The sequence below is a fragment of the Streptomyces sp. NPDC059455 genome (genome assembly GCF_042750115.1).
Classification (GTDB): Bacteria; Actinomycetota; Actinomycetes; order Streptomycetales; family Streptomycetaceae; genus Streptomyces; species Streptomyces endocoffeicus.
The window spans coordinates 13,271-32,695 of the sequence record NZ_JBHYVB010000049.1 but is presented as its reverse complement, the minus strand read 5'-3'; the positions used below and the strand labels follow the sequence as shown (position 1 = coordinate 32,695).

Annotated in this window: 15 protein-coding genes; 2 read left to right on the top strand and 13 right to left on the bottom strand. The window is 65.3% G+C overall.

Annotation, left to right across the window (positions count from 1 at the left end):
• The first annotated feature begins 20 nt into the window (after nucleotides 1-20).
• The gene (locus ACFXB5_RS19520; RefSeq protein ID WP_385209326.1) at nucleotides 21-677 is read left to right on the top strand and encodes a hypothetical protein; all 657 of its coding nucleotides are present in this window, start codon (nucleotides 21-23) and stop codon (nucleotides 675-677) included.
• Nucleotides 678-717: 40 nt separating this feature from the next.
• Here ACFXB5_RS19520 and ACFXB5_RS19515 read toward each other — a convergent pair whose 3' ends face one another.
• The 6 genes from ACFXB5_RS19515 to eccD all read right to left on the bottom strand — a co-directional run bounded on the left by ACFXB5_RS19515 (nucleotide 718) and on the right by eccD (nucleotide 9,231).
• Nucleotides 718-1,554 (bottom strand): hypothetical protein, encoded by an 837-nt coding sequence (locus tag ACFXB5_RS19515; RefSeq protein WP_385209323.1) that lies wholly within the window; start codon nucleotides 1,552-1,554, stop codon nucleotides 718-720.
• A 19-nt stretch (nucleotides 1,555-1,573) separates the two neighbouring features.
• A complete protein-coding gene (locus tag ACFXB5_RS19510; protein WP_385209320.1) occupies nucleotides 1,574-2,968 on the bottom strand; it encodes a putative T7SS-secreted protein in 1,395 nt (464 codons plus the stop codon).
• Complete coding sequence (locus ACFXB5_RS19505; RefSeq protein ID WP_385209317.1) at nucleotides 2,968-3,528, bottom strand: hypothetical protein; 561 nt, start codon at nucleotides 3,526-3,528, stop codon at nucleotides 2,968-2,970. The genes ACFXB5_RS19510 and ACFXB5_RS19505 overlap by 1 nt, the downstream gene beginning before the upstream one ends.
• A gap of 610 nt (nucleotides 3,529-4,138) precedes the next feature.
• On the bottom strand, nucleotides 4,139-5,335 hold the full coding sequence (locus ACFXB5_RS19500) for a S8 family serine peptidase (RefSeq protein ID WP_385209314.1): 1,197 nt from the start codon (nucleotides 5,333-5,335) through the stop codon (nucleotides 4,139-4,141).
• Nucleotides 5,336-6,951: 1,616 nt separating this feature from the next.
• Nucleotides 6,952-7,449, bottom strand: coding sequence for a hypothetical protein (locus tag ACFXB5_RS19495; RefSeq protein ID WP_385209311.1), 498 nt, complete (start codon nucleotides 7,447-7,449; stop codon nucleotides 6,952-6,954).
• A 294-nt stretch (nucleotides 7,450-7,743) separates the two neighbouring features.
• A complete protein-coding gene (gene eccD, locus ACFXB5_RS19490) occupies nucleotides 7,744-9,231 on the bottom strand; it encodes a type VII secretion integral membrane protein EccD (protein WP_385209308.1) in 1,488 nt (495 codons plus the stop codon).
• A 218-nt stretch (nucleotides 9,232-9,449) separates the two neighbouring features.
• On the opposite strand from eccD, the gene eccCa reads away from it, so the two are divergent.
• Complete coding sequence (gene eccCa, locus ACFXB5_RS19485; protein ID WP_385209305.1) at nucleotides 9,450-13,415, top strand: type VII secretion protein EccCa; 3,966 nt, start codon at nucleotides 9,450-9,452, stop codon at nucleotides 13,413-13,415.
• Nucleotides 13,416-13,522: 107 nt separating this feature from the next.
• Here the strand turns inward: eccCa and ACFXB5_RS19480 are convergent, their stop codons facing one another.
• The 7 genes from ACFXB5_RS19480 to ACFXB5_RS19450 all read right to left on the bottom strand — a co-directional run bounded on the left by ACFXB5_RS19480 (nucleotide 13,523) and on the right by ACFXB5_RS19450 (nucleotide 19,368).
• A complete protein-coding gene (locus tag ACFXB5_RS19480; protein WP_385209302.1) occupies nucleotides 13,523-13,879 on the bottom strand; it encodes a hypothetical protein in 357 nt (118 codons plus the stop codon).
• A gap of 31 nt (nucleotides 13,880-13,910) precedes the next feature.
• Nucleotides 13,911-14,648, bottom strand: coding sequence for a hypothetical protein (locus tag ACFXB5_RS19475; RefSeq protein WP_385209300.1), 738 nt, complete (start codon nucleotides 14,646-14,648; stop codon nucleotides 13,911-13,913).
• Nucleotides 14,649-14,682: 34 nt separating this feature from the next.
• Nucleotides 14,683-14,982: a hypothetical protein gene (locus ACFXB5_RS19470; protein WP_385209296.1), complete on the bottom strand. Its 300-nt coding sequence runs from the start codon at nucleotides 14,980-14,982 to the stop codon at nucleotides 14,683-14,685.
• Between the two features lie 37 nt (nucleotides 14,983-15,019).
• Nucleotides 15,020-15,775 carry a YbaB/EbfC family nucleoid-associated protein gene (locus ACFXB5_RS19465; RefSeq protein WP_385209292.1) on the bottom strand — a complete coding sequence of 252 codons (756 nt, stop codon included), beginning with the start codon at nucleotides 15,773-15,775 and terminating at the stop codon, nucleotides 15,020-15,022.
• A 258-nt stretch (nucleotides 15,776-16,033) separates the two neighbouring features.
• The gene (mycP, locus tag ACFXB5_RS19460) at nucleotides 16,034-17,278 is read right to left on the bottom strand and encodes a type VII secretion-associated serine protease mycosin (protein WP_385209289.1); all 1,245 of its coding nucleotides are present in this window, start codon (nucleotides 17,276-17,278) and stop codon (nucleotides 16,034-16,036) included.
• 52 nt (nucleotides 17,279-17,330) lie between these two features.
• Entirely contained in the window at nucleotides 17,331-18,863 is a 1,533-nt protein-coding gene (locus ACFXB5_RS19455; RefSeq protein ID WP_385209287.1) for a hypothetical protein, read from the bottom strand.
• 22 nt (nucleotides 18,864-18,885) lie between these two features.
• The gene (locus ACFXB5_RS19450) at nucleotides 18,886-19,368 is read right to left on the bottom strand and encodes a hypothetical protein (protein WP_385209285.1); all 483 of its coding nucleotides are present in this window, start codon (nucleotides 19,366-19,368) and stop codon (nucleotides 18,886-18,888) included.
• Nucleotides 19,369-19,425 lie beyond the last annotated feature (57 nt).

The window sequence follows — 19,425 nt, the reverse complement described above, 5'->3', positions numbered from 1 at the left end:
TTCCTGATTAACATAGTCAGATGGCCATGGAGCAGTTCCTGGAGCAGGCTAGCAAGCTGACCGGCGGCGATTCGTCGTCGGCTACCTGGTGCCAACTGGCAGCGCCCATCCCAACCCCGCCTCGCGAGGCACATCAAGCGTCTGGCAAGAGACGGCTGACGCAGCGCAGCAAACCGTTGCCTTATGCCGTTACGGGATGCGCGACGATCTTGTTCTCTCCTCTGCTACTACTCGCGGCTCTTGACGGAATGACGCCACAGCAGATCAAAGAGCGCAAACGCAAGAAGAAAACCGTCCGCGCACGCAAGGCCGAATTCCCTCAAATGGGTTTGGATCGCGCCTTCGACGGCAACTGGAACGCTGCAGCAGGCCAATTTCTCCTCACGTGGTACTCTCAGGCGCCCGACTCTGAACGCCTTATTGTTCCAATGAACGATAAGATCACGCTGCTGGCGGCTCCCTCCCGGTGGTGGTATCGGGGGCGCCCCAAACGTCTACGTATTGTCGCTGAATTCCCGACCGACCTGGCTCGTTGCAGAATCCCAGAGTTCGCGGATGATGACATCCGTCGCTTCTGGCTCCAGTTTTCCGACGGGTCATGGATCAGCCTAAAGGCTGAGCGAGGGGAACAGACCCAACGCTTCTTCACCGCTTGCCGCGCACAGCTCAGTCAATGACGGCCACTCAACACGCGAGAAAAGACGACGATCCAAAGTTTTAAGCCGAAAATTTCAGCATTTCAGCGATGCGGTCAGCGAGCGTCTGCTGCCCCACACGCCGGGCGGTAACGCCCGTCGGAGCGTGAGGCGCGTCTACATTCACCATCCACAATTCCTCAGCCGTGGCGTATGTCATGAGTAGCGACCCCGGCACTCTGGCCACCAGTATCAATTGACCGACCACCAGCGCATTCTCGATGACGTTCTTCAGCGGCTGGCCAACGACTTCCACTTCAAGGGCCCGAGGGTCGAGTTCCATAGGGGGGCCGTCAACGTCGGCAACTCCATTCGGATCGACTAGGCGCCGAGCCATTTCGGCCGCTTCTGACGCCGACACCACGAGAGTGAATGTATGCATACCGCCACCGGTGACCTCCTCGACCAGCAATAGATCAGCGCCGTGAACATAAACGTAAGCGTAGGCGGCCCCAGAGGACGTGGTTTGCTCCAGTGTCAGGATCCGCTCGGCTGTCTTGCGCAAGGTCAACGCAAGATCCAGGTCGGGAGAAGTCCGCATATCTATCTCTACTTGAGCAGATTCATTCAGCCCCTTTAGAGCCGTATCGAGTTCGGCGGTGTTAGTGATCTCGATTAGGTCCCGGGACACCAGCGACCGCAATGCCGTCGCGAGCACCCACTCCCGTTCCTGTGCAGACATACCCTCTAGGTGAGGACTTGCAGCAATTGAGCGATCGCCCTCGGCTGCGGACGTCAACACGGCAAGCTCTTCGTCCGTGAGCCGCAACAACAGGCGCGAACCGCCCTCGGCTAGCGCTTGACCGAGAGACTGGCGCACTTCCTCCAGCGTCACGTCGGGTCCATCCTGCTGCTGCACTATTCGGCCTTCCCTTTCCTCACCAGAACTTCAATTTCTTAACTGAGTCAACCGTGCCGTCTACGACGTGCTCCGCCGTCTTTAGCGCACCAGAGGGATGGAGTGCGGCATTTACCGTCGTATCCACCGTACTGCTCACTGTGTTCGACACAGCATGTGATGTGGCATTCCAGGCCGACTTCGCTCCCGCTGCGATGTCGTCACCCCATTTGTCGGCGACCCAACTTCCCAAGAAATATGCACCGGTGACGCCCAACACTGTCCAACCAACAACTGGCACAGCAGCGGCGGTAGCCTCTGTCGCCAGGAGAACACTAGCCGCACCAGCGGCCTGACCTCCGCCCATGGCTCGGTCCACCCAGCCTTGAGTACCTCCGTGATCGGGCTTGATCACTTGCTTTAGCCCGGTCACGACACTCAGCGGCAAGACCACTTTATCCAACGCGCCCGTACCCGGGTTATTGAGAGGTATTCTCCCCGAGAAGGGAATTCGGAGCTTCTCGGCTAGCCCCTTCAATCCCGTCATCGTCTTCCATGGGCGAGCCAGCAGTTCGGAAGAGGTTCCAGTAAGCAAAGCATTGACGGCCTCGATCCCCTTTGCGATCCCAAGGACCTTGAGTGGCCGCATGATGTCTTTTTTGATTTCTTCGTACTTCTTGTATTCTTCGCTATCCGTGATTCCCGCCAGGGTGTCGAGCAGAGTCGCCGGATCCGAGGCACCCTCTTTCCCGTGACCTTGATCGTATGTTCCCTGAATTGACGTCTGAGCTCTGTCGTGTGCCGCGTTACGCTGGCGGCGAGCCGCAGCCAAGATCTCTTGGGCCGTCTCCATGTCCGCGGCACCGGGGTCGTGGAACGCACCGGGTGCCTTGGGGGGCGCCGCACACTCGGTATCGCTTGAAGAAGGCTTGCTGTTGTAAGCGTCGACTGCCTTGTTGTAGGCATCTACTTTGGCGTTGTGAGCCTCGCGGGCCCGCTCCGAAGCACGCTTGCCCCGGCCATAGGTGTCGATTGCTTCCTGAGCCTGGCGCTGCGCCCATTCCACGGTGTGAGCGACATCGGTCAGCGCTCCGCTCGCTCGCTCGCAGGCGTGCGCGATCTGAAACCACTTCTTCGGCTCGGCAGAGACTCTCTTGCGGAAGGCATCAGCTGTCTCCCCTTTGATCTCGTGGGAGTTCAGCTTCCGCAGCCCCTCACCGACAGCGACGAGCCCCTTCGCCAGGCCCCTCAACTGCGAAGCGTTCGACCGAAGTTTGGACGCATCGCCATGAATCAGCTCTTTCGGCTCCTCGCTCTGCCCTAGCTCCAGTTCGCCCGTACCCCACCCCAATGCCTTCTCAACCCAGGCATTGGCCAGGCCGGCGTTCCTTGCGCCGGGGTCTACAGCAGTCGACGTAGGGTCGTTCCCCGGCATCAGTTCCCGCCCCCATCAGTGTTCTCCTGGCCTGCGTTTCGGCCAGCCCCCTTGCCGTCGGTAGCGATGTAGTCCAAGATCGACGACTTCACGGTCTTGATGTCATCCCCGGAATCGATTCCCGGGCCACTCTGCGGATAGGGCTGGGTGGTGTAATCCGATGTGCCGGAAGGGCCACCAAAGCTACCGAGAATACCGCTTTCCCCGACCCCGGCTACGCCTCTCGCTGCACCTAGGGCGGCTCTGAGCACCCCTGCCCGGCTCCGGTCCTCTTCCCACAGGACACCTGCCGCCTGACTCAACTGTGAGCCGAGAGAGTTGGCTGTGCTCTCCAGCATGTTGATGCCCAACTGCCAGAGCTCGCAGAAGTCCGCGAAAGTACTGGCAAGTCCATCACCGCTGGCCTCTGCTGCCGACAGGCTCATATTGCCCAGGCTGCCGCGCTGAGCAGAACCTTTGCCGTTCCCAGCCCCCTCCAAACCCTGCAATGCTGATCGCAGACTTCTGGTGATCCGCTCCTCGGCTTCCTTGGTGATTTTCAGCTCGCCCTGATTGACCACCGTCTTCCCCCTTCCCCCGTGCCATAGAAAACGTCAACTGTCCCCTAACGCAGATGCCGTTCATCATGGACAGGAGTGTTAGGAGAAAAAGAACTCACCGCAGCCCGCAGGCGCTCAGGATCAAGTCGCCAAAGTCGAATCGCACGACTTGCGAGGAAAAGATCGTGTTCGATGTGCCGAGCGAGCTTCGATGTCTGCTCCGGCCGCAGCTTGCTATTTGTTCCGGGAAGCGGCTGTGCTCCATGGCGTCGGCGTACGCCAATGAAGTCGGTCCACTCACTTTTCGGCGTGAACAGCCGCGCGTCACCCAGAACGGTTACATCCCGCAGATACCTAGGCCAAATCACTACGGAAATGATGTCTTGCCATGGGACAAACGCAGTGTGCTTTGGAATGCCGCCAAGGATTACACCCGTCTGGTCAACTCGAAGCATCAACACGCGCTTCCAACCCACCCCCAGCAATAGCTGAAGAGGGGTGCGGGTAAGGTACGCTTCGTAAACTGGAGGGTCCATAGGACTCATTACACATCGCCATCCGGGGCTCGGTGCGCCCGCTCTGTCGCCGCGTTACGATTCACGACTGGACCCGTGCCATATCCAGTCACTCCTTACACCTGCCTCCGCTGGCGCGCCCAGGCAAGCCCTCCACCGCCCAAGGCAAGGATTGCGGCAACTCCGACTCCAACGTAGATAAGCGTGTTGTCATTGCCGTCATCGCCCTCTGCCGACGAATCGGGTTTGTCGGCCTGGGCATTCGGGGTGGCCGAGGCGGTGTCGGACTTCGGAGAGGAAGACGGAGATGCGGAGGACTCCTTCCCCGGCTCGTACTTGGGGAAGAGCGGATTGACGTCCGCTGCCCCCGGGTCTCCCTTGCCGTCGAGCAAGACCTGGCCGGGACGGATGATGCCGTAGCCGATGTACTCGCTGGGGACCCCGCCCTTGGGCTTGCTTGTCGTTTGCATCATTACGCGCAGAACCTGGTTGGCCGTCCATTTCGGATGGGCAGACCAGATGAGGGCGGCCGAGGCCGAAGTAATGGCTGTGGCGTGACTGGTGCCTCCCTGCTCACACCAACCGCCCCCGCTCTTACAATGTCCTGGGATTCCCTCCCCAGGAGCCGCGAGTGATACCTGCGAACCATGGGTCGAGAATTTGGAGACGGTACCGCTCTGGTCTACGGACGCCACTCCGATGGCTCCAGGAAGACTTGACGGGTAGCCCACGGGGTTTGATGAATCGCCATCGTTGCCCGTGCCTGTAAATATGAGTGCGCCACGCTTATTGACCTCATCAACACCCGCCTGCAGCCGCTTTCGTGCGCTTTCCGTCAGATAACCCGTGTAGTTTTGAGAAAAGTTAATGACCCGGGCACCTCGATCCAGCGCGTATCGAATCGCCTTGAGGAAAGTGGGCGTTGAATCTCCAAACTCCCTCCCTGCACCGATTTTCACGGGAAGCACCTTGACACCGGGCGCAAGGCCCTGGACACCTCCAGATCGCCCTGTGCCTGCGATCACCGCAGCCATATCGGTGCCGTGGCCATCCGTATCGACATTCGCCCCCTTCGACTTGGAGGAGAAGTCTCTCCCTTCCAAGACTTGATCGCGCAGTTCAGGGAGTGAGTCATCTACCCCGGTATCCAGCACGGCAACGGTGACACCTTTGCCTGTGCTGGTCCGCCACATCTGGTCGGCTCCCATTGCGTCGAGGTACCACTGACGCGAACGTATATCTTGAGCGATCGCTGGGGATGTGAAACTTCCCATGCATGTGATGAGCGCCGCGAGCAGCGTCAAACCACGCACTGAGCGCCTCTTGTTTCCACTGGACAAGACTGACATCCCTGCGAAATCTCCTGAGACTTCAAGTGCCGACTATTCAATGACGGGAGGCAATGCGTCCTGGCGCCCTAGCTCCCAGGCTCCCTGATCAACAACCGCATGTCCTTGCCTACTCTCGGGCCCGGGACCGCGACGGCTGGTGCCAGAGGCCCCTGAGGCGGAAGGCTCTTGTCCTTCGGCCTGACCTGACCGAACGAGCCCGGTACCCCCACGGGTGAACGCGGCCCCTCTTCTGGAGGACGAACGAGGATCCGCGATCGACCCCCCTGACTCGGAGGCGATCCTGCGTCCTCTGCCTGAATCCCTGGAAGGATCACTTGTCGCATTTGAACCGCCAGAAGGTGCCGCCCCCGACAAGGACCCACGCGTGTGAGATCCGTTCTCCTCGCCGATGGCGACACCACGCTGACGCGTGCCGGTGACGCCGGAGTTCGGCGTGCGCGGACCACTCACCGGTCCCCCCGGCTCCGAGGCCAACCGACGCCCTGAAACCGTGCCTTCGGTCCCTGGCACACCGGTCGTCCGCGCCATGGGGTGGCCGACCCCTCCCCCGGGGCTGCGGGACATCTGACCGCTCTCCTCCCCCACCACCATTGCACGCGGAAGGCGAGGGGAAGGGCCGAGGCGCCGCTGCTGTCCTCCCACAACATCGTTCTCGACCGGCACTCGTGGCGTGATCAGGCGACGCGGAGGCGCGCCCCCAGGTCCTGTTACGCGTTCGGCCGAGGGAAGGCGAGACATACTCTTCCCCGTCACGGGTGTGGTGGGTCGAGGGGGCGCTGTGGACGGCCCGATCGGGGGTGATGGCATCACGACGGGGCCTGGCTGCCTGGGCTGGTCCGCAGGCGGCATCGAGGTACGAGGCGGCGCCTTGGCCTCTGGATCGGGGAGGGTGGCGGTCGAGTCAATATGGGTGCCCGTCGCCTGGTGGAGACTTGGTTCCGTCTCTGCACGATCTGTCGCTGTTGGTGCGTTGACTTGTTCCCGCGACGAACGGCTCTGGAACGCCGCTGAATCGGATGCTTCGCTTCCTGCCGATTCGGAGGCGTACCTTCGTTCCAAAGTCTCTACCGAATCCCTCAACGGGCCCGGCAGCGTCTTGAACTGCGGCTCCTGCTCCGCCGCCATCGTCTCCTGCGCCGCCCGGTAGGCCGAGGAGAGGCGCTCCATCTGGTGCCTGGCCTCTTCGGCCTCGCGCTGCTCTGCCTCCTGTGCTGCCGGGTCCTCGTGGGCTGCCCTGGGGCCCTGAGTCCTGGACTCGGGCATGGCCGACTTGGTCTCGGAGAGGGCCTGGCCGGCCTGGGCCACATGTTGGCCGACCGTGGAGGTGAACTGACCGAAGCGCATGACTTCCAGGGCGAAGTCGTGGGCCCATTCACGGAAGGCGGACCCACCTTCGCCGGTCCAGTCCACTCGGGACACATGGCGGCGCAAGTCCGAGCCGATGTCGAGGATCTTCGGGCCCGCGTCGCCCAGGGCGGTGCCGGCGGCGGTCAGTTTGTCGGGGTCCGCGTTGGCCAGCATGGCCCGCAGGTTCTCCACCGACAGACCGTCGAACTCCCCGTTCCCCATGTCTCCCCCTACTTGAAGTTCGAATCGGCGGTGCCGGACTTGCCCGTGTCGGTCTTCCGTGCCCGGCTCTCGTTGTGCCCGGCGCCCCGGTTGTCCGCGTTCTGGCCGTAGTACTTGGTCGTGCGGTCCTGGATGGCACGGAGCCGGTCGGCCTGTTCGGCGTCGATGCTCTCGTAGCCGCGGTCCGAGATCTGGACGGCCATGCCCAAGGCTTCGAGCTGGTCGCCCAGCGTCCTGGAGAACTTCTCCAGTCGGTCGTGCAGCTTCTCGTAAGCGCCCGCCAGGTCGGCGGCGGCAGAGAATTCCGCACCGAAGGCGGCGTGTGCGACCGTCTGGTCGCTGATCTTGCTCTTGGCTGCCGGGGACTCTTCGAGATCGATGAGGATCTTGTCGATCCTGCTCTTGAAGCTCGCCAGCGTCTCGGCCTCCACCTTGAGGTCCGACCCGCCTCCGCGCGCCCTGCTCGCGCTGGCGTCGTTCGCCGGGACCTGGCTCCCCTCGCTCATCGGATTCCCCCCTACGGCGTACATGATGACGGTCGGCACCAGCTTAGTGGCGCAGGGTGTACGTCCCAACTTCATTGCGGGGAAGGCGACCTTGGCGATTCCGGGGCATAGCTCGGGCATGGGACGTATCGGAGAGGCGTTCCACGCGTCGTTCGGATCCGGGCGGCTCAATGTACTTCCGACGGGTGAAAGCCAGAGCGAAGACGCCCCGGTCACGGGGTACGTGACCGGGGCGCCTTTGGCCTTGGCAGGTGGCAGTCGGCAGTCGGCCACTACCTCACCGCTCGGGGAGCGTCACTTGCTGACCAGACCACGCGCCGTCGCGTAGACGTCCAGGACCGCGAGCACGAGCGGCGTGATCGACAGCAGCATCGCGCCCTCGACCAGGTCGCCGAAGCGGCCCCAGAAAGGCGTGACGCTCTTCTTCGGGACGATCAGAGCGATCGCGATGAGGATCAGCGCACCGAAGGCGACGGAGGCGGTGAGCCAGACGGTACGGATGTTCAGCGGGCCGCTGTCGCCGCTGAGGAGGTCGATGACGGCGCTCGTCGGCGGGTTGAGGGCGAGCCCCAGGATGAGGAGGGCGAGGGAGATGACGCCGGACGCCAGGACACAGGCGACCTGCCAGGTGTACCGGAACAGCCGGGCGCGCAGCAGCATCGCCAGTCCCGCGGCCAGGGCGAGCAGTTGGGCCCAGGTGCCGTCGGAGAAGCCGAGCACAGCCGACGAACCCACGACGACCGCCGCACAGCCGCCGACCAGGCCGAGGAGAAGTTCGTGGCCACGCTTGACCTGGGCCGCGATCCGCTCGCCGTCGACTGGCCGGGCAGCGGCGGACGAGGGATTGTCCAGGTCGATGCCACCGGAAGCGCCGTAGTCGTTGCGGGAGGCGTCACGGGGCGCGATGTATCCGATGGGCAGACGGGCGGCGCGCGCGGAAAGGCCGGGGAGGAACGCGATGGCGGCGATGGCGACCGCCGCGCAGACGGCCGCGGTGCCCGCCGCGCCGGTGTCCGTCATGATCTGGCAGAAGGTGGCCAGCGTGCCGAAGGCCGAGAGGACGACGGCGGCGACGAACGGAGCGTCACCGGACGGCATGGCGGCGACCAGAGCGACCGACACGATCAGGACGGCGACAGAGCCGAGCAGGAACTGCAGCCGTCCGATGCCCTCGCCCGCCTCCAGTGCCAGGACCCCGGATCCACCGATCATCACGTGCGGCAGTGCCGCGAGGCCGAGGGCAATGGCGGAGGCCCGGTCGTCGTAGACCCGGGCCCGTACGCCGGCGAAGACCGCGAGCAGCAAACCGACGCCACCGGCGATGACGCCGGGCAGTCCGTGCATGTCGTGCTTGACCGGGTCGGCGAACCACAGGACAAATCCCATGAAGATCAAGAGCAGCGCGCCGCCGAAGAGTCCACAGGCCCGCAGGTAGCGGGCGTTCCACAGGGCGTGGTCACCGGCCACCGTCGAGGCGATGGCGTCGGAGACGTCGTCGCGTACGACGGGCGGGAGGGACTGCGCGAAGGGGCGCATGGACAGCACGTCCCCGTCCAACACGCGCTGCGCCGCGAGGGAGCGGGAGCCGTCCAGGACGGTGCCGTCGCGACGCACGAAGTGGTAGCCGACCGGCGTCCCCGTGGGCTGGGTCTGGCCGGTCAGCCTGAGCATCTCCGGATACAGGTCCGCAAGGGCTATGTCGTCGGGGAGGGCAACGTCGATGCGGCTGTCGGGTGCGACGACCGTCACTCGGCAGAAACCGGTCGATGTGGTCGAACTCACCTGCGGGGCCCTCTCATTAGCGTCTCGCCGCGTCTTCCGTCCGACGCGTTCATGTCTGACAGTGTGCGAGAGGTCACCCTACCGGGCGCCAATTGTCTTCCCGACACGTAGGATCGGTTCGTTGCCGGGTAGGTGCCGCAATGACGCGCGGCAAGCGTGCGTGCGGGCCCTCAGCAGGTCCTCAATTGTTCAGTCCGCATCGGGGGATAGACAGGCCGATGAGCCAGATCATCGTGAAACGTCCACCTCGGGAGACTCCTCCCGAGATGCCCGCGGATGAACTCCGACTCGAATCCCCTCCCGAGTTGCCTCGCGGCGATCGGGAAGGCATGGCGATGCAATTGCTGCCCATGCTCGGCATGGGCTCGTCGGTGGTCTTCTTCTTCATGCCGAATTCGGCACCGTTCATGAAGATCATGGGCGTGATGATGTTGCTGTCGACCGTATCGATGGTCATCGCACAGGCGATCCGGTATCGAAAAGGCGCTCAGGGCGAGGCGGTGGAGGGCCGCCGCGACTATCTCAAATACCTCGCGAAGACCCGACGGAGGGTGCAGCGCACGGCGCGCGCGCAGCGCGATGCGCAGTTCTTTCTCCACCCCTCCCCCGAGCAGCTGTGGTCGCTGGTGGCGGAGGGCGGTCGGCTGTGGGAGCGGCGGATCACCGACGACGACTTCGTGCAGGTGCGGATCGGGCTCGGGCCGCAGGAGCTGTGGACCCCGCTGGTGGCGCCGGAAACCGCTCCGGTGGAGGAGTTGGAGCCGCTGTCGGCGGGCGCCATGCAGCAGTTCCTGGCGGTCCACCGGTCGCTGGACGGCATGCCGATGGCCGTCAGCCTGAGGGCCTTCTACCACATGACGGTCTCCGGCGAGCCGGAGACGACCCTGGAGACGAGCCGGGCGCTGGTGGCGAGCCTGGCCGCACTGCACTCCCCCGAGGACCTGGTGATCGCGGTGGTGGCCGCGGCGGGCGCCACGGAGGAGTGGGACTGGGTCAAGTGGCTGCCGCACACCCAGGTACCGGGGTCGGTGGACGGAGCCGGAACGAAGCGGCTGTTCAGCGACAATCTGGCCGAGGTCGAGGACCTGCTGAAGAGCCGCTTGGAGGGCCGTTCGCGGTTCAACCGGGACGGGCAGCCGCTGTTGGACGCGCCGCATGTGGTGGTGATCCTGGACGGCGGTCTGGTGCCGCCCGACTCGCTTCTGGCCGCCCAGGAGGGGTTGCAGGGCGTGACGGTGCTGGAGGTCATCCGTGGCGGCCTGGACGAGCTGCGCGGCGGCCTGTCGCTGATCGTGCGGCCGGGCCTGCTGCGGGTGGAGTCGGCCTCGGCCGTGTACGAGGGCGTGCCGGACACCTTGTCGCTGGCCGGCGCCGAGGCGCTGGCGCGGCAGCTCGCCCCGCTGCGGGTCTCGGCGGGCGGCGGGGACGATGAGCCGCTGCTGACCAACCTGGAGTTCACCGATCTGCTCAACCTCGGCGACGCGGCGTCCATCGACCCCGTGGTCACCTGGCGGCCCCGCTCGACGGCGGAACGGCTGCGCGTTCCGATCGGGGTCGGGGAGAGCGGCGCCCCGGTCATGCTCGACCTGAAGGAAGCGGCCCAGGAGGGCATGGGCCCGCACGGCCTGTGCGTGGGCGCGACCGGCTCAGGAAAGTCGGAGCTGCTGCGGACGCTGGTGCTGGGCCTGGCGGTTACGCACTCGTCCGAGACGCTCAACTTCGTCCTCGCGGACTTCAAGGGCGGCGCGACCTTCTCGGGCATGGCGGAGCTGCCGCATGTCGCCGCGGTGATCACCAACCTGGCGGACGATCTGACGCTGGTCGACCGCATGCGCGACTCGATCACCGGTGAGCTTCAGCGCCGTCAGGAGCTGCTGCGCTCCGCGGGCAACTACGCCAACATGCACGACTACGAGAAGGCGCGCGCCGCGGGCACCCCGCTGGAGCCGCTGGCCTCCCTGGTCCTGGTCATCGACGAGTTCAGCGAGCTGCTGACGGCCAAGCCCGACTTCATCGAGATGTTCATCCAGATCGGCCGCATCGGCCGGTCGCTCGGGGTGCATCTGCTGCTGGCCTCCCAGCGCCTCGAAGAGGGCCGGCTGCGGGGCCTGGACACCTACCTGTCGTACCGCATCGGTCTGCGGACGTTCTCCGCCGCCGAGTCCCGTACGGCGCTCGGCGTTCCGGACGCCTATCACCTGCCGTCGGTGCCCGGCTCGGGGTACCTGAAGTTCGGCACGGAGGAGATGGTCCGTTTCAAGGCGGCGTACGTGTCCGGGCCCTACCGTTCGTCCACGTCAACCGTCGTGGGCAGTGGTCCCATCCCGACCGACCGCCGTCCGGTGCTGTTCAGTGCCGCCCCGGTGCCGGTCCGCTTCGCCGAGCCCGACCCCGCTTTCGCCTACACGGCGGACCGCGACCGGGTGGACGACGCGCTCGCGGACACGGTGCTGGACGTCGTCGTGCACAATCTGGAGGGACGCGGTCCGGCGGCACACCAGGTGTGGCTGCCGCCGCTCACCGAGGCGTCGTCCCTGGACCAGCTGATGCCTCAGCTCGCCGTCTCGCCGGAGCGCGGTCTGCACGCCGGCGGCTATGCCCGCAGCGGCGGTCTGTGCGTACCGATCGGCATGGTGGACAAGCCGTTCGAACAGCGGCGGGAGATCTTCTACCGGGACTTCTCCGGCGCACAGGGCCATATGCTGATCGTCGGAGGTCCGCGATCCGGTAAGTCGACCGCCGTGCGCACCCTGCTCGGATCCTTCGCGCTCACCCACACCCCGCACGAGGTCCAGTTCTACGGCCTGGACTTCGGCGGTGGCGGCATGATCGCGGTCGAGGGGCTGCCGCATATCGGCGGAGTCGCCTCACGTCTGGACCCGGAGAAGATCCGCCGCACGATCGCCGAGGTGACCGGCGTACTGAACCGGCGCGAGGAGTTCTTCCGGGACAACAACATCGACTCCATCGGTACCTACCGTCAGCTTCGTGCCTCCGGACAGCTGCCGGGTGAGCCATGGGGCGACATCTTCTTGGTGATCGACGGCTGGCAGTCCTTCAAGACGGACTACGAGGCGCTCGAGCCGATCGTCGCCGACATCGCCACGCGCGGTCTGGGACTCGGGGTGCACCTCATCGTCACGGTCACGCGCTATATGGAAATGCGAGCGGCGCTCAAGGACCAGTTCCTCGCCCGGCTGGAGCTGCGGCTCGGTGACCCGATGGACTCCGAGCTCGACCGTAAGGTCGCCGCGAACGTGCCCATGGGTACCCCCGGCCGCGGCCTCACCCCGGAGAAGCTGCACTTCCTGGGCGGTCTGCCGCGTATCGACGGTACGTCGGGCAACGCCGACGACCTGGCCGAAGCGACCGCCGCGTTCGTCAGGGCATCGGTGGACAACTGGCCCGGTCCGCACGCACCGAAGGTGAGGATGCTGCCGCGGACGCTGTCGGTGCGGGAGATCCCGTCCGGTCATGAGCAGCCGGAGCGGGGCATCGCGATCGGCATCGACGAGATGAACCTCGAGCCGGTCTTCATCGACTTCGACACCGACCCCTTCTTCGCCGTCTACGGCGAGTCGGAGTCCGGGAAGACGGCTCTGCTGCGTCTGCTCATCAAGCAGATCACCGAGCGCTACGCCCCCGAGGAGGGGCTGTTCGTGGTCGGCGACTACCGGCGCAGTCTGCTGGAGGTCGTGCCACAGCCTCATCTGGTCGGCTACGGCACGACGCAGAACGCCTTCGAGAAGTACATCGCCGACATGAACACCCTCATCAGCCAGCGCATCCCGGGGACGGATGTCACCCCGCAGCAGCTGCGCAACCGGAGTTGGTGGTCGGGGCCGCGGGCCTTCATCGTGGTGGACGACTACGACCTGGTCGCCACCTCGTCCGGCAACCCCATGTCCGAACTGGTGGACAACCTGCCGTACGCGCGGGACGCCGGCGTCAACATCATCGTGGCGCGCACGACGGCCGGCGCGGGGCGCTCGTCGTACGAGCCGTTCATGCAGCGGTTCAAGGAGTTGGGCGCGCAGGGCGTCGTGCTGTCGGGTTCACCGGGTGAAGGCGAGCTGCTGGGCCAGGTCAAGGCGCGTCCGTTGCCGCCGGGACGGGGCGTCTTCGTCTCACGGCGCGGCGGAGCGTCACTGGTCCAGACGGCGTGGGTGCCATCAGTGGACTGAGGCGGAATGGCCGACTACGGCCAAGCCTGGAGCAGGACAGGGCTCGTACGGACCGGGCTGCCCCGGCCGTACGAGCCCTGCTGCTCAGCGAGCGCCGCTCGAGCCGCTCACAGCTCCCGGACCAGCCGAGCGGCCGCCTTGAGCGGGAGCGAAGGGTACTGGCGCCTGACCTCACGGAGAGCTTGCGCCGGACCCTTCGTCTCCCGGATTCGCAGCAGGGCCGCGCGGTCCACGGACCCACGAAGGTCCTCGAACGACGCGAAGTTCCCGGCGTACCAGGACTGCTCCTTATGCCGCTTCGCCAGGAACTCAGCGGTTCCGGGACAGAGGATCGCAAGCGCGCAGAGGACGGCGATCACCGGGGGCGGGGGAAGGCCGATGGCCCAGTCGGTAACCGCTGGGAGCATCAGCCACGCGAATGACGCCACCCCGACGGCCCAGAGGGCGACGCGCGGTCCGTACACAGGCTCTCCTCATATCGTCATGTCGGGCACGTCAGGCCGTGCCCACCGGCCAATGGCCCTTCGGAAACGCGCTGTTGTCGTTGGCATTGCTCTTCAGGTCGGCCATAGCCTTGGCCTGGTCACCCAGCACGCCCAGCAGAGTGGTCACGGCGCCCGCTATGACGAGCCAACCGGCCACCCCTTCACCCAAGGCGGCGATCGCGGCCGGAACGGCACCGACGACGGTCGCCCCCGCGGCGATCGCGGCGGCCATGGCGGGAATGAACTGGATCAAGAAAGCAGCGATCGCTCCGTAGAATGCCACTCCCGCGATAGCGGCGGTGAGCAGGATGTCCGCGATCGAATTCGCGTTGGTCGCGACCTGGGCGGCCGCGCCCGACTGCGGGAAGACGGCGTTGGTGTACGCGTCAGCGCCCTCGCCCTTCCACTCCTTGGGGGCCTGGAGGTTGAACTTCTGGGTGCTGGACGAGGCGGTGGTCGCGTCGCCGTGGATGCCTTTTGCCTTCCAGCTGTTGGCGTCGATGAACAAGATCACCGGGGCCACGACACCCTCGAGCAAATGGCCGATCTTGGTGAGGATCCAGTTCACGAACTCGATGAGCTTGTTCGCCGCGGCGACTACCGCTTTCGCCACGGGGCCGGGAACGTACCAATGGTCCACCGCCCCGTTGATCTTGTTGCCAAAGGTAACGAGATCTTTCGTGAGCTTCTCGAGCTTGTCATTGATCTTTTCGATGAGTGTTTCGAACTGCGTCTGACTGAATGCCATCGCCTTCCCCGTCTCTCCGGCGCACCACCGGTTGCTAGTAGGCGTCTTCCACGGACTTCGTGGTTTCCACTTCGTGATCGTCGTATGCTTTGGCGTTCTTGACCAGTGCGTCAGCGATTTCCGACATCCGCTTCTGCCCTTCGGAACACCGGCCTGAAAGATGATCGATGGCATCCCCGTAGGCACCGAAAAACATCTGGTACATGCCCAGCTCAAGCCGATCGCGGCGCAACCCGCTGATATTGGTCCCGACACCGCCGATCGCTTTCGCCTGCTCATCCCACGTTCTGGCGTCAGCGCGTATGGCGTCTGTGATGACCTTGAGCTTGCTCATGGGCCTCCCTCCTTTTCCGTATCAGTTCTTTTCCGTATCAGTCCACGAAGCGCTGGGGGTTCTTGATGATGGCCAGAAACTCGTTCATCAGACCGCCCACATGCAGGTTCGCGACGCCGGCCGCCCCGGGGCTCTCGGCGCTGCTCACCTTTTCGCGAGCGTTGTTCAAAGCCTCGTTCAGTGCCTGATTGAGCCGGACGACTGACTGCCCGGCAGCCCACTGAGGGTCCACTTCGCAGGAGACCAGGGCATGTGCGGTGAGGCTGATGGCGACTCGGCGCGCGGCGGATTCCCCCTTGACCTGCGGCGGCAGAAACGAATCTGCGTCCAGCTGGTCGACGGCGTCGAATGCCGTGAGGACGTCCTCGATCGATTCGTCCACGGGCCTGTAGAGGACGTGGCGCACGTCGTGGTCGGAGATTTCAGGGGCCGGACGGGACGGCGTCGTCGACGCGGACGATGCGCGGCCGTCGCCGAGTTGCTCGGCCCGCTCTTCCCAGCCGGACGACTCAAGCGACCGTGACCAGCGCTCCATACGGTCACTCATGGCGGACTCGAACGCCTCGACGACGGCGCCGCCGAGGTCCTCAGCGGGCCGTCGGCGCTGCCAGTCGGACGCGAGCTTGATCGACTCCGGAAGCCCATCCGCACCCAAGGTCACGGAGACGGCCCCCTGCGCGTCCGTTCCCTCGGAACTCCGGGGCACTTGGTCGCGCATGTCCGACATCAGGTGTTGCAGATTCTCCGCATACTGCTGGAACTGTTGCAGCTCGCGGATGAAGTCCTCGCTCACGCTTCCCCCTTACTGGCCAATCGCGGAGCCATCGCGCTTTTGTGAACAAATGACCAGAAGCGCAGGTGTGTTGCCTACCCTTTGCTTGGCACGCTAGCACGGCCGTGCAGTTGGCGTACCTCCCGTAACGGCAATTACCGATGGTGAACCGTTCCTGTGGCGAATTCGGAACACCATCAGCACATCCGAAACGGACGCTTTTCTTTACAGATTCCATGGCCAGGGTGCATGGGGAAGCGCGGTTCTTGGAGCCGCTCGTCATCGCGGCGAAGCCGCCCGGCGGCGGACCACAAACAGCGCGAGACAGGCTGCGGCGAGGATGCCGGCCGCGCCCAGGATCCACGGGAGGACGCCGCTGCCGCCATCGCCGCTGCCGCTCTCGGCGGCGGTGTCGCCGACCGGGGAGTCCCCCTTGGCCGGGGACGGGGATTGGCTCTGCGGTGAGGAGGGGGGCGGGGAGCCGCCCGCCTGCGCGGGCACCAGGGGGTTGGCGTCGGCCGGGCCCGGCTTACCCCGATTCTCCAGGACGTTGTAGCGGGGGCGGATCGTGCCGTAGCCGATGTAGCGACTGGGAATCTTGCCCTCGGTGGGCTTTCCGGCGGTGTCCATCATCACGCGGAGCACCTGATTGCCGTTCCATGTGGGGTGCTTGGCCCAGATGAGCGCGGCGGCGCCGGAGGCGATCGCCGTGGCCTGGCTGGTGCCCCAACTGCGGCAATATCCCGGCTTTCCATTGGTGCAACGGATCGGGATGTCCTGCCCGGGGGCGGCCAGCGCCACATCGGGCCCGGAAGTCGAGAACTTGGTCCGGCTCAGGCTCTGATCCACGGCTGCCACGCCGGCCACTCCGTCGATGGCCGCCGGATAGGAGACGTAGTTCCCCGATTCCCCGTCGTTCCCGGTACTGGCCAACAGCAGCTTGCCGCGCTTGATCGCGTATTCCACCGCTTGCCGAAGCTGGCTGTCCGCAGCGCCTTTGACCATGTATTCCTGGAAACCGAGCGACATGTTGATGATCTGCGCATCACTGTCGGCCGCATAGCGGATGGCCTTCGCGAGGGCCGGGACGCTGTTGGTTCCGGATTCCTTCGTGGCCCCGAAGACGGTGATCGGAAGAATGCGCGCATCCGGCGAAACGCCCTTGACGCCCTGACCATCGCGACCATTTCCCGCGATGAGCATCGCCATGGCCGTTCCATGGCCGTCCGGATCCTTACGGGCGTCCTTGCCCGGCTCCTTGAAGTTCTCGCCCTTGAGGACCCTCCCCCGCAGTTCCGGAGCGGACGCGTCAACCCCGCCGTCGAGGACCGCGACCGTGATGCCCTTACCGGTGCTGACCTTCCACATGCTCTCCGCCTGCATGCGGTCCAGATACCACTGGCGCTCCCGCATGGACTCCGCCGTGGCGGCAGGGGCGATCAGCCCCATGATGGCGAGCAAGGACGCGAGCAGCGAGATGATCACTGTCGTCCTGCTCCGGACCTGGTTGAGCGTTGTTTCCATATCGCCTGTTCGTCCTGTGCTCGCCATCATCCGCGGCCTCTGCGGAAGGGTTTTACCCAATCACGGGAGGCACGGTGCCGCGCCGGCCCTCGTTCCAGGTCTCTTCGTCCTCGGTCAGCTGACCGGGCGTCTCCCGGTCTTCTTCGCGCTGCCTCTTCTGGCCCTCACCGCGTCCCGATGCCGCCGCTCCCGGCGCGCCGGGGCCCCGCCCTTCGGCCTGCCCCCGGACCAGTCCGCTCCCACCGGGGGTGAACTCACCGCCGGTCCGCAGCTCGCTTGCGCGACGCGCCGTACCCTCGCCCCGGGCCGACGCCGAAGCTCCCCGGTTCGGACCGGCGCCGATGACACCTCCGGGCCGCCCGGCCGCGGGGAGGCCAGGACTCGCGCCGGGACCTGCGCGGCCCACAGGCCCGGCCGACTCCCTGCCGATGACCGTCCCCCGGCTCTGCCGGGTGCCCTGGTTCGTGCCCGCCTGATGGTTTTGCATGCCGCCGACGATGCTCCTGTCGGCGCGGACCGGGTTGGTGGCCCGGCCAGTGATCTGCTCGGTCGGTCCGTTCGGCAGCCTGGGGGTGGTGACGGGGCCCTTGGTGCCGCCCGTCCCCACAGTGGGGTTGACCTTGCCCACGGTGGGACCGATCTTGCCCACACCGGTTGTGGGCCCGACCGTCGGCGGGGGTGACGCGGGCAGACCCACGGGCCCGGGCCCGTCAGTGACCGGAGACACCGGAGGCCCACCACTGGTCGGGAGCTGCGGTGCGGTGGTGGTGGGCGGCGACGACTTCACCGTGTCGATGTTGGTGTGCGTCGCGTCCGGAACGGTGACATGCCCCGGGTTCTCCGGGATCGACGGAGGGGTGACATGCCCCGGTGAGACCTGCGTAGGCGAGACATGCGCCGGCGAACCCGGATTCACCGTGGACGGATCGACCGCCGGATGCGTCGTCCTGACAGAGTCGGGTGTCGTGTGGACGCTGCCCGTGGAAACACTGGACGAGCTATAGCTCTCCTGCCCGCTCCCGTCCTGAGTCCTCGGCAGAGCCGAGGCCGGCAGCGGCTTGAAGACCGGCTCATCCTGCTGGGACCCCGCGATGGTCTCCTGCGACATCCGGTAGTACGAAGCCAGCTTGTACATCTGCGGAAGAGCCTCGTCACGGGCCTTGTCCAGACCTTCCAGGCGCTTCTTTTCCTTCTCCTGGTCCGCGTAGCACACCTGCGAACCCGCCGGACGCTCCGGCATCGACTTCTTGACCTCGCTCAGCGCCTGGCCCGCGGTTTCCATCGCGGTACCGACGGATCCGGCGAAGCCCGCCAGCTTCAGTGCCTGGTTGGCGAAGTCATCGCCCCAGTTCCGGAACGCGTCACCGCCCTCGCCCTTCCAGGTGACCCGACCGACCCGCTTCTTGAGCTCGTCGCCGATCTTCTCGATCTCGGACTGCGCCTTCGTCAGGGCATTGCCGCGACGAATGATCTCCTGCTCATCCGTACCTTCGACCATGGCGAGCATGTCCTCAAATGAGGCATGCTCGAAACTGGTGACGTTGTAGCACATCTTGAGCGGCGGCAGCTTGCTGGAATCGCCCACGATCCAATCCCCCGTTCACCCGTCACATGCCGTCGTGGCCACTGCTCTTACCGCCGCCCGTCTTGGGGGCGTCCGGCTTGTCGTGGCCCTTCGGTTCGTGCTGTTTCTGATACTGCTCGTAGTAGTTCTGGGTGCGCTCCTGAATGGCCTTCAGGCGCTGCGCGTGCTCGTGGTCCACCGTCTGGTAGTCGCCATCGGCCGCGCCCACCGTCATGCCCATCGCCTCCAGTTGCTCGCCCAGGGTCCGGGAGAGCAGCTGCAACCGTCCGTGCACCAGCTCGTACGCGCTCGCCAGCGACAGCGCCTCGGGAAAATTCTGCCCGTAGGCGGCGGTGGTCACCGTCTGTTGGGAGATCTTGCCGTGCGCCGCGTCCGACTTGTCGAGATCGGTCAGAAGTCTGTCAACACGCTTCTTGAATTCCTGTAGAGACTCGGTGGGAGCGTCGAGGTCCGGCGAAGAAGGGGACTTAGCGGAGCCACCCCCGTCCGGTGCCAACTCAGCCATGAAGCACCTCCTTCAATACCTGGATGGCAGCGCTTGTGGGTGCGGGGACACTCGGCC